The sequence below is a fragment of the Plantactinospora sp. WMMC1484 genome (assembly GCF_049315195.1).
Classification (GTDB): Bacteria; Actinomycetota; Actinomycetes; order Mycobacteriales; family Micromonosporaceae; genus Plantactinospora.
The window spans coordinates 4,197,213-4,211,389 of the sequence record NZ_CP186055.1 but is presented as its reverse complement, the minus strand read 5'-3'; the positions used below and the strand labels follow the sequence as shown (position 1 = coordinate 4,211,389).

Sequence of the window (14,177 nt, the reverse complement as noted above, 5' to 3'; positions counted from 1 at the left end):
AAGGAGAGCAGGGATGGCCAGGATCTCCCTTGGCGCGTGGCCCGTCTGGCGGCAGCTCACCGGCCCCGACCGGTACGGCCGGGGTGCGGCCGCCAAGTCGTCGGGGAGCAACTCCCTCGATCCACGCACCGCCGGCGCGGAGCGGGTCGTCAAGTCGATCTGCCCCTACTGCGCCGTCGGCTGCGCCCAGAACGTCTACGTCCGGGACGAGCGGGTGGTGCAGATCGAGGGCGACCCGGACTCGCCGGTCAGCCGGGGTCGGCTCTGTCCGAAGGGCGCCGCCTCGCTCCAGTTGACCACCGACTCCGGCCGGATTCGCACGGTGCTGTACCGCCCGCCGTACGCCGGACAGTGGCAGGAGATCGACCTCGCCACGGCGATGGACATGATCGCCGACCGGGTGATCCGGACCCGTCGGGAGACCTGGCGGGCCGAGGAGAACGGCAAACGGGTGGCCCGCACGATGGGCATCGCCAGCCTGGGCGGCGCGACCCTGGACAACGAGGAGAACTACCTCATCAAGAAGTTGTTCACCGCACTCGGCATGGTGCAGATCGAGAACCAGGCCCGGGTCTGCCACAGCTCCACGGTGATCGGTCTCGGCACCTCGTTCGGGCGCGGCGGTGCCACCACCTTCATGCAGGACGCCCAGCACGCCGACTGCATCGTCATCGAGGGCTCCAACTACGCCGAGGCCCATCCGGTCGGATTCCAGTGGATCATGAAGGCCAAGGCACGCGGCGCGATCGTCATCCACGTCGACCCGCGGTTCACCCGTACCAGCGCCCTGGCCGACCTGCACGTGCCGATCCGGGCCGGCAGCGACGTGGCGTTCCTCGGCGGGATCATCAACCACGTCCTCTCTGAGGAGAAGGACTTCCGGGAGTACGTACTGGCATACACGAACGCGGCCACGATAATCAACGAGGACTTCCGCGACACCGAGGATCTGGACGGGCTCTTCTCCGGCTTCGACCCGGATGAGCACGTCTACTCCGAGCAGACCTGGCAGTACGAGGGCGTCAGGATCGTCTCCGCCTCGGGCAAGCGGAACACCGACCACCGGCAGCGCGCCTCCGGCGCCTCGTCGGGGCGGGGCGAGAAGCACGGCTCCGGCGGCGCGGCGCTCAACGGGGAGCCGAAGCAGGACCCCACCCTGCGGCACCCGCGCTGCGTCTACCAGATCCTCAAGCGGCACTACGCCCGCTACACCCCTGAAATGGTCGAACGGATCTGCGGCACCCCGCCCGAGGTCTTCGCGCAGGTGTGCCGACACCTGGTGGAGAACTCCGGCCCGGAGCGCACGAGTGAGTTCATCTACGCGGTGGGCTGGACCCAGCATTCGGACGGCTCCCAGTTCATCCGGGCCGCCAGCGTGCTCCAGTTGCTGCTGGGCAACATCGGCCGCCCCGGCGGCGGCATCCAGGCACTGCGCGGGCACGCCAGCATCCAGGGCTCCACCGACGTACCCACCCTGTTCAACCTGCTGCCCGGCTACATCCCGATGCCGCACGCGCAGACGAGCGAGACACTCGACGACTTCGTCGCCGCCGACGCCGCCAAGAAGGGCTACTGGGCCAACATGAAGGCGTACCTGGTCAGCCTGATGAAGGCCTGGTGGGGGGCGGCGGCCACGCCGGAGAACGACTTCTGCTTCGGCTACCTGCCCCGGCTCACCGGCAGCCACTGCACCTACGACACCGTGCTGGAACAGCTCGCCGGCACCTGCAAGGGATACTTCCTGCTCGGCGAGAACCCGGCGGTGGGCTCGGCGAACGCCAAGATGCAGCGCCTCGGCATGGCGAACCTGGACTGGCTGGTGGTCCGCGACTTCAGCCTGATCGAGAGTGCCACCTGGTGGCGGGACGGGCCGGAGATCGAGTCCGGCGAGCTGCGTACCGAGGAGATCGGCACCGAGGTCTTCTTCCTGCCCGCCGCCGCGCACGTCGAAAAGTCCGGCAGCTTCACCAACACCAACCGGATGCTGCAATGGCACCACCAGGCGGTGGAGCCGGCGGGTGACCGGCGCAGCGAACTCTGGTTCATGTACCACCTCGGCCGGATCATCCGCGACAAGCTCGCCGGCTCCACCGAGCCGATGGACCGGCCGATCCTGGAACTCACCTGGGACTACCCCACCGAGGGGGCGGTGGCGGAGCCCTCCGCCGAGGCGGTCCTCGCGGAGATCAACGGCTGGAACGCCGACGGTGTGCCCCTGCCCGGCTACGTCGCGCTCGCCGACGACGGCTCCACCGCGTGCGGCTGCTGGATCTACTGCGGGGTGTACAAGGACGGGGTCAACCAGGCGGCGCGGCGCAAACCCGCCGAGGAGCAGAACTGGGTCGCCCAGGAGTGGGCCTGGGCCTGGCCGGACAACCGGCGGCTGCTCTACAACCGCGCCTCGGCCCGCCCCGACGGCCGGCCGTGGAGCGAGCGGAAGAAGCTGGTCTGGTGGGACGAGCAGGCCGGTCGGTGGACCGGGTACGACGTACCCGACTTCGAACCGACCAAGCGCCCCGACTACCAGCCACCGGAGGGCGCCACCGGAGTGTCGGCGCTGCGCGGCACCGACGCGTTCATCATGCAGGCCGACGGGCGGGGCTGGCTCTACGCCCCGGCCGGCATCGTCGACGGGCCGCTGCCCACCCACTACGAGCCGCAGGACTCCCCGATCGACAACCCGCTCTACGGCCAGCAGCGCAACCCGGCCCGGCTGACTTACCCGCACCGGCACAACCGCTACCAGCCGAGCGGCCGGCAGGCCGGCGCGGAGGTCTTCCCGTACGTGGTCACCACCTACCGGCTCACCGAGCACTTCACCGCCGGCGGGATGAGCCGGAACACGCCGTACCTGGCCGAGCTGCAACCCGAGTTCTTCTGCGAGGTCTCCCCCGAACTGGCCGTGGAACGCGGGCTGACACACGGCGGCTGGGCCACCATCGTCACGGCGCGCAACGCCATCGAGGCCCGGGTCCTGGTCACCGAGCGGATGGCGCCGCTCCGGATGGACGGTCGGGTCGTCCACCAGATCGGCCTACCGTTCCACTGGGGACCGAACGGATACAGCCGGGGCGACGCCGCCAACGAGCTCTCCTCCATCTCGCTGGACCCGAACTCGCACATCCAGGAGGTGAAGGCCTTCGCCGCCGACATCCGGCCCGGCCGGCGGCCACGCGGACCGGCCCGGCCCGCGCTGGTCGGCGAGTACCAGGCCCGCGCCGGCATCACCAGCCTGACCGGAACGGAGGCCTAGGCGATGGGAGTCGACCTGCGGGAGGCGGCCCGCTCCGGCCTCGACCCGGCCGGCGCGAGCGGGTACGACCCGCACCCGCCCCGGGTGGGCTTCTTCACCGACACCAGCGTCTGCATCGGCTGCAAGGCCTGCGAGGTGGCGTGCAAGGAGTGGAACGCCGTCCCCGAGGACGGGCTGACCTTCACCGGCATGTCCTACGACAACACGATGGGACTCGGCGCCGACACCTGGCGGCACGTGGCCTTCGTCGAGCAGCCTCGGCGGCTGGGCCGGCAGGAGACGAACCTCGCCGACGCCGAGCTGTCCGCGGCGATCACCGCGCAGGCGGCGGCGCGCACCCCGGTCTCGCTCGGGATGCCGGAGTCCCGGCCGCCGGACGGGCACGTGGCTTCGGTGCGGGACATGGACTTCCGCTGGCTGATGGCCTCGGACGTGTGCAAGCACTGCACCCACGCCGCCTGCCTGGACGTCTGCCCGACCGGGTCGCTGTTCCGGACCGAGTTCGGCACGGTCGTGGTGCAGGAGGACGTCTGCAACGGCTGCGGCTACTGCGTGCCGGCCTGCCCGTACGGGGTGATCGACCAGCGCAAAGACGACGGTCGGGTGTGGAAGTGCACGCTCTGCTACGACCGGCTCTCCGTCGGCCAGGAACCGGCCTGCGCGAAGAGCTGCCCGACCGACTCGATCCAGTTCGGGGAGCTGGACGAGCTGCGCGAGCGGGCCGAGAAGCGGGTCCGGCAGCTACACGACCAGGGCGTGGCCGACGCCCGGCTCTACGGGCACGACCCCGCCGACGGGGTGGGCGGCGCCGGCGCCTTCTTCCTGCTGCTCGACGAGCCGGAGGTGTATGGCCTGCCACCGGATCCGGTGGTCACCACCCGCGACCTGCCGGCCATGTGGCGCCGGGTCGGGGTGGCCGCCGCCGGGCTGCTGGTCGGGCTGGTCGGCGTGACGATCATCGGAGGGGGCTGATGAACCAGACCGACGTACGCCTCGACGGCCACCCGGAACTGCCCGCCGAGCGGGAGGCGGCGGTCGGTTCGGCCGGCCGGTGGCGGCGGCACCAACGCGGCGAGCGCTTGATGGTGTCCAGGGCCGAGTTCCGCTCGTACTACGGGCTGCCGGTGCTCAACCCGCCGACCTGGCAGGCGCCGGACATCGCCGGTTACCTCTTCCTCGGCGGGCTGGCCGGTGCCTCCTCCACGCTGGCCGCCGCCGCCGAACTGAGCGGGCGGACCCGGCTCGCCGCCGGGCTCAAGGCCGGCGCCGCGGGCGCGCTGGGCGGCTCGCTCTACGCGCTGATCCACGACCTCGGCCGGCCGGAGCGCTTCGTCAACATGCTGCGGGTCTGCAAGCCCAGTTCGCCGATGAGCATCGGATCCTGGTTGCTGGCCACGTACGGCCCGCTGGCCGCGCTGGCCGCCGGCAGCCAGGTGACCGGTTGGCTACCCCGGCTCGGCCGGCTCGGCACGACGGGTGCGGCGCTGGTCGGGCCGGCGGTCGCCGCGTACACGGGTGCGCTGATCGCCAATACGGCGGTGCCGACCTGGCACGAGGCGTACCGGGAACTGCCGGCGATGTTCGTCGGGTCCGCCGCCGCCTCCGCCGGCGGGCTCGGCCTGCTGGTCGCGCCGGCCGCCGAGGCCGGCCCGGCCCGCCGGGCCGCCGTGCTTGGTGCCGCCGTCGAGCTGACCGCCGCCCGGCGGATGGAGCGGCGGCTCGGCCTGCTCGCCGAGCCCCTGCAGACCGGTGCCGGTGGACGGCTGCTCCGCCTCGGCAGGGCGCTGAACATCGCAGGCGCGGCCTTGGCGGTCACCGGCCGGCGCAGCCGCGCCACCGGCGCCGCAGCCGGGGCCGCCTTCCTGGCCGGTGCCGTCTGCACCCGGTTCGGCATCTTCACCGCCGGGGTCGACTCCGCCCGGGATCCGGCGTACACCGTCGCGCCGCAGCGGGAACGGCTCTCGGCCCGGGCCGAGGAGGCGACCACCTCGTGAAGAAGGCACTCGAGTACCTGCCCCTGGCCGGCATCGTCCTGACCACCTGCCTCGCCGCGGCGCTGGCCGTCCGACAGCAGGAGCGGCGGACGGCGCGGCGCCGGTGACGGGAGCGGACGGCGGTCGCCGTCGGCTTCTCCGAGCAGGACCGCGGCCCCGCCGGTGACGAGCCGGGCGGCCCGGCACCGGCAGCGCGGTCAGGCCGGGCCCGTCCGCCCGGTCCGCCGGGGCCAGATCTTGACTGCCGCCGCACCACCGGCGATCGCGGCCGCGATGGTGATGCCGAGCACGAGCAGCGCGACGGCGGCCGCCTCCTGGACGGTGTCGGTCACGCTGCCGGGCACCGCTCCGCCGGGACCGGTGAACCCACCGGCGCCGTACACGTCGCCGAACGCCCCGAAACCGATGCCGGTGCCGATGCTGGCGAGGATGAGCACCGCGACGACGCTCAGCGCCCACACCGTCACGCCCAGCAGTACGCCGTCGAGGACGCCGCGCCACCGGGCCGAGGCACCGGCGGTCATGCCGCCCGCGAAGAGGCCCACTGCGGCCGCGACCAGCGACCACCACCAGGCGGCGCTGTCCAGGCTCGGCGCGGGGGCGCCACCGACCTCGGTGACCCCTACCGCGACGAAGAAGACCTCCAGAGTGATCCAGACGGCCAGGGCGACCACGAAACCACCCCAGACCGGACCGCCGCTGATCCGATCCCCGGGCGACCTCTGCCCGGCACCGGGTGCGGCGGTGGGCTGTGCCCCGGTAGCCGGCGCAGCGGCGGACGGAGCAGCAGTGGCCGGCGCAGGCCTGGCCGGCGCAGCAGCCGGCGACGCATAGGTCGCCGTCGGATCTTCGGGGAAGCGTCCCGGTTGCGGACTCCCACCGGTAGCAGCCATGGCGCAACCTGCCTTTCTCTATGGACGCGACGATGGCGCCCTTCGGGCGGAACCCGTCTACCCCTCGCCGCGCCGTTCACGCCTGGTACTCGGGTTCGCGCAGCTCAGGCCCGACTGGCCCGATCCCGCTGGAGCCGGATCCGGGCAGCCCGCCGCGCGGGTTGTAGAAGCATTTCTCCGCCCGGCCCGCCGCCACGTCCCTGGCGAACGTGATCAGGTGGTGCGAGACCGTGGCCACGTGGACCAGCTTCTCCACCCGGCCGCTACGCAGCAGCGGCCACGCGGTCCGCCAGAACACCCGGCGGTAGCTACCCCGGATCCCGAGATGCCAGAGCGTCCGGCCCACCACGCCGAGGCCCCGGATCAGCTGCGCCCGGCTCGGCCGCTGCCGCTGCGGCCGGAGCCGGTGCGGGTAGGTGTGCCGGAGCTGGTGGCCGAAGCGGCGGTAGACGGCCTCCGGCGTGAAGGCGCGGGTCACCGTCGACCGCCAGTCCCGCACCACGGTCTCGTACGGGAGCAGGAAGTCGACGTTCGACTCCCGACCCTCGGCGTCGTGCCGGATGCGTCCCGCCGCGCTCAACCGGTCCCACAGCGGCGTACGCGGAAGCGCGTGCAGCAGGTTGATGGTGAGCATCGGGATCTGCGACGCCTCCACGAACTCCAGGATCCGCCGGCCGGTCTCCGGGTCGTCCCCGTCGAGGCCCATGATCATTCCCGCCACCACTTCGAGCCCGTACCGGTTGAGCCGGTGCACGGTCTCCAGCAACGGTGTCGCGAGATTCTGGGTCTTGCGCATGGCCCGCAGGGCGTCCCGGTCCGGCGACTCCACTCCCATGAACACCGTCGTGAAGGACGCCTGCCGCATCAGCTCCAGGATGTCCGTCCGCTTCGCCAGGTTCATCGTCGCCTCGCAGGCGAACGAGACGGGGTATTCCCGGTCGCGCTGCCACCGTACGAGGGCGGTCAGCAACTCCACCGCGGCCCGTGGGTCGGCGATGAAGTTGTCGTCGACGAAATAGACGGTCCCGGGATTGCCCCGCTCCAGCATCGCCTCCAACTCGCCCAGCACCGCCGCGACGGACTTGCGGCGCGGGCGCTGCCCGTAGAGCGTCGGGATGTCGCAGAACTCGCAGCGGAACGGGCAGCCGCTGGAGAACTGCACGCTGCCGAGCAGGTACTTCGGCAGGTCGATCAGGTCATAGCGCGGGATCGGAAAGCGCTCCAGCGGATGCCGCTCCCCGGTGACGTACACCTCCTGCTCCGTCGGCGGTCGCGGATCCGCGTCGAGGCGGGCGACGAGCGCGTCCGTGGCGTCCCCGAGCTCCCCCACGTGCAGCAGGTCGATCGACGGGTACAGCTCCGGACTCGCCGAGACCGACGGCCCGCCGAGCACGGTGACGCAGCCGCTGGCCCCGGCCCGGGCAGCCAGGCGTTGGATCTGCTCGCGCTGCACGTGCATGCCGCTGAGCAGCACCACCTCGGCCCAGGCCAGTTCCCGATCCGTGACGTCACGGAGGTTCTCGTCCACGAACCGGATCTGCCAGCAGGCCGGAAGGTAACCCGCGATGGTGAGCAGCCCCTGTGGTGGCATGAACGCGGCGGCGCCCACCAGCGGGAACGCGTGGTCGAGGGTACCGAAGGAGCGCGCGTAGCGCGGCGACACCGCCAGGACCCGGCGCGGGTTGCGGCCGACCGCGCGACCCGGACCGGTGCCCACCGGCCCGGGTCCGGGGATCGGCACAGGTGCTGCGGCCATGCCGTTCAGTGACGCGGCCGGTTCAGCTCTTTGACCACGTAGTCGACCATCACCGCCAGCAGGCTGGCGGAAGCGAGCAGTAGCAGGCTGACTCTGGGTTTCCTGCCCATCGATCTCTCCTTCGGGCCACCGTCCCGGTCCGACCCTCGCACCGGGGCGCCGATCTTCCCCGCCCGGATCGAGTCAAACCTCACCGCCGAGCATCTGTCCGGCCCCGCACGTGTCGTCCATCGGCCCTGGGGAATGTCGGAGGAGGCGGAGGCAGAGCACCCGGAGGAGGTGGAACGGATGCCCGGAACGGCGGGCGAGTTCGTGAGCATCGACGTGCACGCGTTCACCGTGCCGACGGACGGACCGGACGGCAGGGAACAGGACGGCACGCTCACCTGGGATGCCACCACCATGATCCTGGTCCGCGCCCACGCGGCCGGCGAGACCGGGCTGGGTTACACGTACGGCGACGTCTCCGTGGCCGCGTTCATCGAGTCGAAGCTGGCGCCGGTCGTCACCGGCGCCGACCCGTCGGCCCCGGCAGCGACGTGGCAGCGGATGTTCGCCGAGATCCGGAACGCGGGGCGGCCCGGCGCGGGCGCGATGGCCGTCTCCGCGGTCGACGTGGCGCTCTGGGACCTGTGGGCGCGGCTCGCCGGGCTGCCGCTGTACCGGATCCTCCCATCGGTCCACGACCGGGTGCCGGTCTACGGCAGCGGCGGGTTCACCAACTATCCGACCGACCGGCTGGTCGAGCAGTTGGCGGGCTGGGTCGGTCAGGGCATCGGGCGGGTGAAGCTGAAGACCTCCCGGCACCCCGAGCAGGACCCGCAGCGGCTCTCTGCGGTGCGGGCGGCGATCGGTGACGGCTGCGAGCTCTTCGCCGACGCCAACGGGGCGCTGCGCGGCAAGCAGGCGCTGGCCTGGGCACACCGCTTCCACGACGAGTGGGGGGTCTGCTGGCTGGAGGAGCCGGTCAGTTCGGCCGACCTCATCGGGCTGCGCCTGGTGCGGGAGGCCGGGCCCCCGGGGTTGGACGTGGCGGCGGGCGAGTACGCCTTCGTCCTCCGGGACTTCACCAATCTGCTCGTGCCGCGGGCGGTGGACTGCCTCCAGGCCGACGTCACCCGGTGCGGCGGGATCACCGGCCTGTTGCAGGTCGCCGGGCTCGCCGCCGGACACGAGAGTGACCTGTCTGCGCACTGCGCGCCGGCGGTCTCCGCGCACGCGTTCTGCGCGGTGCCGCAGCTGCGGCACCTGGAGTACTTCCACGACCACGTCCGGGTGGAGTCGCTGATCTTCGACGGCACCCTCCGTCCCGAGGCGGGGTTCCTCGCTCCGGACCCGGGCCGGGCCGGCCTCGGGCTGGAGGTCAGGTGGGCCGACGCCGAGCCGTGCCGGGTGTACGGGCGGCGCTGACGCGCCGAGCGGTCGGTACCGCAGCGGGTTGCGACGGAGGTGCGCCGGTAGCTCGGCGGCCGGAGCCTGTGATTCCGGCCACCTTGACAGCGGACCGCCGACTCCTCCTTTCGCGGATCGGCAGATCCGCTCCGCCGCCACCCGACCGGTAGCGACCTCAATCTTTCCCTGAACCGGCAGAAATAGACTGCCGGTCATCCTGCCGGCCATTCTGCCGGTGAATTCCCACCGCACTTCCGCATTCATTTTTCGGTGACATGTTTCTGAAACCTGGAAGCTTGCCGGATTGGCTAACGTCGACCCGACCCCGGCGATGCCCGGGAAAGCCTCTGGAAGAGGAAGCATGCGCAAGCCATTGATCCGAAAATTGGTCGCCGGCATGGCGGCAGGGCTGGCGGTGATACCGCTCGCCCCGCTGGCCGCATCGGCGGCCCCGACCGGCCCCGTTGAGTGGGCACCGTGCGCGGAGGACGCCACCGCCCTCTGCGGCACCCTGGAGGTACCGGTCGACTGGGCCGACCCGGACGGGCCGACCATCACCCTGGCGCTGGCCAAGCGGCCCGCCACCGACCCGGCGGCGCGACGCGGATCGCTGATCGTCAATCCGGGCGGGCCGAACGAATCAGGCGTCAACACGGCACTGGGCGGCACTTACAGCGGCGAACTCCGCCGCCACTTCGACATTCTCGGTTTCGACCCGCGCGGCGTCGCCCGGAGCACTCCGATCATGTGTTCGCTGGACAGGATCCTCGCCCTGTACGACGGATCGGTCGACACGCCGGCGGCATTCGTCGAGATGGTTACCACGAGCCGCGATCTGGCGGCGGACTGCCGCAGCCGGAGCGGGCCGGTATTCGACCACGTCGACACACTCCAGGTGGTCCGCGACATCGACGCCATCCGGTCGGCGGTCGGCGACGAGAAGCTGACCTTCTTCGGCATGTCCTACGGCACGCTCATGGCACAGCAGTACGCGGAACTGTATCCGGACCGGATGCGCGCCATCGTCGCCGACAGCACGATGGACCACAGCCAGGACGCCCGTGGCTTCGCCGTCACCCAGGCGGCCACCGCGCAGGACTCGTTCAACGAGTTCGTGGCCGGCTGCGCCCGGCTGACCGAGTGCGCGCTGTACGGCCGGGACATCCGTCAGTTCTGGCACCGGCTGCTGGACCGCGCCGCCCGGGGCGAACTCCCCGACCCGGACGACCCGAGCTACCGGATCACCCAGCGTGAGCTGGTCGGCTTCGTCCTACGCAACCTGCGCTACCAGCCCTACTGGCTCGACATCGCCAGCGAGCTGGAGCGGCTCGACACGGGTCGCCCGTCGACCGCGAGCGCGGCGGCCGGGCAGCCGGCCGACGAGCCGCCGACGGTCGTCCCCTTCGCGTACCAGGCGATCTTGTGCCAGGACTGGGACCTGAAGGCGCGTGACTTCACCGAGTGGGATTCGTTCCTCGACGCCGCGCAGCGGGAGGCGCCGGACCTGCCGGACCCGCCAGGGGCGCAGGCCGGCGCGATCTGCCTGGGCTGGCCGACCCCGGCGAACAACCCGCAGCGTCCGGTCACCCCGGCCAACGACACCACACTGCTCTTCGCCAACGCGCTGCACGACCCGGCCACCGGCTACAACTGGGCCCTCGGCGCCGCCGGCCAGTTCGGTGACCGTGCCGAACTGCTGACCTACGAGGGCTGGGGACACATCGTGTATGGCCGGGTGGCCTGCGCCGACGAGGCGATCGACAGCTACCTGATCGACCTCGTCGTGCCGGCGAACGGCACCCGGTGCGCCGCCGCACCGCCGCCGGGCACCACGTCGAGCGCCGCTCGTAGCAGGGCCGCGAGCCCGGAGGCCGACCCTCCGGCAGCGCCCCTCGTCCCGCTGCGCGGCGACCGGGAACTTCCCACCTGGCTCTTCTGAACACCGGGCACGACGACGTTCACCAGCACGACCACGCGGCCGGGACACCATCGGTGTCCCGGCCGCCGGCCTCTGCACGAGGGATGTGTGAGGAGCAACTAACGAGGGGTTGTTCCGGATGAAACAGCGGGGAAACGCGTCCTCCCTTCACTGAGGCGATCACCGATCTGCTCCACCGAGGTGACCGGAACGGCCGAGAGGATCCGGGCGATGGCCGAGTACGCGGGACTGGACGGCAGTCGCTACAGCGTGGCGATCGTCGGTGGTGGTCAGGCCGGACTGTCGCTGAGCTGGCACCTGTGCCGGCGCGGCGTGCGGCACATCGTGCTGGAGCGCGACCGCGTCGGCCACGAGTGGCGCGAGCGGCGCTGGGACTCGTTCTGCCTGGTCACCCCGAACTGGCAGTGCCGGCTGCCCGGCTTCCCCTACTCCGGGGACGACCCGGACGGGTTCATGACCGGCCCGCAGGTCGTCGACCACCTCGCACGGTACGCGGCCTCGTTCGGACCACCGCTCGTCGAGGGGGTGGCCGTGACGCGGCTGCGGCGTACCGCCGCCGGCACATTCACGCTGCGGACCGGCGCCGGCACGGTCACCGCCGACCAGGTGGTGGTGGCCACCGGCCCGTACCACGAGCCGGCCGTGCCACGGATGGCGGAGCGCCTTCCCGCCGACGTGGTCCAGCTGCACTCGAGCCAGTACCGCAACCCGGCGCAGCTGCCGCCCGGCGCCGTGCTCGTGGTCGGCACCGGACAGTCCGGCTGCCAGATCGCCGAGGACCTGCACCTCGCCGGCCGGCAGGTGCACCTGGCAGTCGGCGGGGCCCCCCGCTCGGCCCGCCGCTACCGGGGCCGGGACGTCGTCGCCTGGCTCGACGAGATGGGCTTCTACGCCCGGGGCATCGACCAGTTCCCGGACGCCGACGAGGTGCGGCTGCGGGCGAACCACTACATGACCGGCCGCGACCGGGGACGCGACATCGACCTGCGCGCGCACGCCCGGGACGGGATGCGCCTGCACGGGCGGCTGACCGGGATCGACGGCGCGACGGTCGGCTTCGCCGACGACCTCGCCGCCAACCTCGACCACGCCGACTCCGTCGCCGAGAGCATCAAGGACTCCATCGACCGGCACATCGCGGCCCATGACATCGCGGCGCCCGCAGAGCGGCGGTACCGGCCGGTGTGGCAGCCACCGCCCGGGGCCAGCACACTCGACCTGCGGCGCGAGGGCGTCCGGTCGGTCGTCTGGAGCACCGGCTTCCACCGCGACCACCGCTGGGTCGAGGTGCCGGTCTTCGACGGTCGCGGCTATCCCGCGCACGAGCGGGGCGTGACGAGCTGCCCGGGGTTGTACTTCCTCGGCCTGCCCTGGCAGCACACCTGGGGGTCCGGCCGGTTCGCCGGAGTCGGCGACGACGCGGCGTACCTGGCGGGGCGGATCGCCACGGCGGGGCGGCAGCGCGCCACCGACGAGGTGCGGTGGATCGCGGGTACGCCGTCCGAGACGTATCCCGATCTGGACTGGTTCCTGCCCCGGCCCGCCGGTGGCCTGGTCGCCACGGGCGCCGGCATCGGCACGGGAGCCGGCAATGGCTGAGTCCTGGGTCAGCGACGCGCACCGGCACCTCGGGGTGCTGCCGGCGTACCCGTTCTACGGCGGCGGACCGGTGCAGCCGGCGACGGCCGCCCGGGCCACCGTCGCGCAACTGGTGGCCGACCTGGACGCCGAGCGCACCGAACGGGCGCTGGTGCTGCCGAACTACGGCGTGCCGGACCCGGACGTGGCGTTCGCCTTCAACGAACTGGTCGTGGAGGCGGCGCAGGCCGACGACCGGATCCGCTGTGGACTCTGGGTCTCCTCCCGGGCCGACGACGCGGAACGCACCGAGGCGGCGCTCGCGCTCGCCGGCGAGCCCGGCGTACGCGCCCTGAAGCTCAGCTTCCTACTCGGCGGTCGCGCGGACGACGCCGGCCTGGACCGGATCTTCGCGGCCGCCCGGCGGCACGGGCTGGTGGTGCACGTGCACACCTCCCCCGGCGCGGCCTCCGACATCGACCAGGTGGGAGAGCTGGTCGACCGGTACGCCGACGACGTCGCCCTGCATCTCGTGCACTTCGGCGGTGGCATGAGCGGGCACATCAAGCTGATCGGCGGCCGGTTCTTCGACTGGATCTCCGCCGGCAAGCGGGTCTACACCGACCTCTCCTGGGCGATCGGCTTCGCGCCCCGCTGGCTGGCCCAGGAGATCTCCCGGCGCGGCGTCGGCCACGACCGGGTGCTCTTCGCCAGCGACGAGCCGTGGGGCGACCACGCCGGCGAGCTGGCGAAGCTGCGCGCCGCCGCCGGTGACGGCGAGCTCGCCACGGCGATGTTCCACGGGACCTTCGAAAAACTCTACGGATAGCCCCCTCACCCCCGGAAAGGACTCATCATGGCCGAACTGACCGACCTGGAGCAGAAGAGCCTCAGCGAGATCCCGCACCCCTCGCTCGCCGAGGGATCGACGATCTACGGCGGCACCAAGGTCTTCCCCGACTACCAGGCAGAGGAGGGCGAGGTCTACTTCACGCTCGTGCACGGCATCGCGCACGAGTCGTCGGTGAGCTTCGTCGCGATCCTCCAGGCAACCCGTGCCCTGCGTAAGGGCTTCGAGTCGGCCATCTACTTCTACGGCCCCGGGTCGCTGAACTGCCTCGCCACCCGCGGCTTCCCGACCACCGGCAACTCGGCGTTCCCCGGCGAACACAACATCAACAACTCGTTGCAGACCTTCATCGCCGAGGGCGGCAAGGTCTACTGCTGCCGGTTCGGGCTCTCGCTGCACGGTGCCCGCGAAGAGGACCTGATCGAGGGGGTCATCCCGACGCACCCGCTCGACGTCCAGGACGCGCTGATCCACTACAAGCGCAAGGGTGCGGTCATCAACTCGACGTACATGTTCTAGGAG

The 14,177-nt window shown here is 71.8% G+C and carries 10 protein-coding genes; 8 read left to right on the top strand and 2 right to left on the bottom strand.

The window, feature by feature from the left end; all coding sequences use genetic code 11:
• Positions 1–13: 13 nt before the first annotated feature.
• Genes fdh through nrfD form a run of 3 tightly spaced genes read left to right on the top strand, consistent with a single transcriptional unit; the run spans position 14 to position 5,247 of the window.
• A complete protein-coding gene (fdh, locus tag ACN28C_RS18480) occupies positions 14–3,253 on the top strand; it encodes a formate dehydrogenase (protein WP_422768787.1) in 3,240 nt (1,079 codons plus the stop codon).
• Between the two features lie 3 nt (positions 3,254–3,256).
• A complete protein-coding gene (locus ACN28C_RS18475; RefSeq protein ID WP_422768786.1) occupies positions 3,257–4,225 on the top strand; it encodes a 4Fe-4S dicluster domain-containing protein in 969 nt (322 codons plus the stop codon).
• Complete coding sequence (gene nrfD, locus ACN28C_RS18470; RefSeq protein WP_422768785.1) at positions 4,225–5,247, top strand: NrfD/PsrC family molybdoenzyme membrane anchor subunit; 1,023 nt, start codon at positions 4,225–4,227, stop codon at positions 5,245–5,247. The genes ACN28C_RS18475 and nrfD overlap by 1 nt, the downstream gene beginning before the upstream one ends.
• A 197-nt stretch (positions 5,248–5,444) precedes the next feature.
• On the opposite strand, the gene ACN28C_RS18465 is transcribed toward nrfD, so the two are convergent.
• On the bottom strand, positions 5,445–5,921 hold the full coding sequence (locus ACN28C_RS18465; protein ID WP_422768784.1) for a hypothetical protein: 477 nt from the start codon (positions 5,919–5,921) through the stop codon (positions 5,445–5,447).
• 295 nt (positions 5,922–6,216) lie between these two features.
• Positions 6,217–7,896, bottom strand: coding sequence for a B12-binding domain-containing radical SAM protein (locus ACN28C_RS18460; RefSeq protein WP_422768783.1), 1,680 nt, complete (start codon positions 7,894–7,896; stop codon positions 6,217–6,219).
• Between the two features lie 288 nt (positions 7,897–8,184).
• Here ACN28C_RS18460 and ACN28C_RS18455 point away from each other — a divergent pair, with 288 nt between their 5' ends.
• The 5 genes from ACN28C_RS18455 to ACN28C_RS18435 all read left to right on the top strand — a co-directional run bounded on the left by ACN28C_RS18455 (position 8,185) and on the right by ACN28C_RS18435 (position 14,174).
• Positions 8,185–9,306 carry an enolase C-terminal domain-like protein gene (locus ACN28C_RS18455; protein WP_422768782.1) on the top strand — a complete coding sequence of 374 codons (1,122 nt, stop codon included), beginning with the start codon at positions 8,185–8,187 and terminating at the stop codon, positions 9,304–9,306.
• A gap of 343 nt (positions 9,307–9,649) precedes the next feature.
• The gene (locus tag ACN28C_RS18450; RefSeq protein WP_422768781.1) at positions 9,650–11,227 is read left to right on the top strand and encodes an alpha/beta hydrolase; all 1,578 of its coding nucleotides are present in this window, start codon (positions 9,650–9,652) and stop codon (positions 11,225–11,227) included.
• 210 nt (positions 11,228–11,437) lie between these two features.
• The gene (locus ACN28C_RS18445) at positions 11,438–12,826 is read left to right on the top strand and encodes an MSMEG_0569 family flavin-dependent oxidoreductase (RefSeq protein ID WP_422768780.1); all 1,389 of its coding nucleotides are present in this window, start codon (positions 11,438–11,440) and stop codon (positions 12,824–12,826) included.
• The gene (locus ACN28C_RS18440; protein ID WP_422768779.1) at positions 12,819–13,634 is read left to right on the top strand and encodes an amidohydrolase family protein; all 816 of its coding nucleotides are present in this window, start codon (positions 12,819–12,821) and stop codon (positions 13,632–13,634) included. The genes ACN28C_RS18445 and ACN28C_RS18440 overlap by 8 nt, the downstream gene beginning before the upstream one ends.
• 27 nt (positions 13,635–13,661) lie before the next feature.
• Positions 13,662–14,174 carry an MSMEG_0572/Sll0783 family nitrogen starvation response protein gene (locus tag ACN28C_RS18435; protein WP_421493590.1) on the top strand — a complete coding sequence of 171 codons (513 nt, stop codon included), beginning with the start codon at positions 13,662–13,664 and terminating at the stop codon, positions 14,172–14,174.
• Positions 14,175–14,177 lie beyond the last annotated feature (3 nt).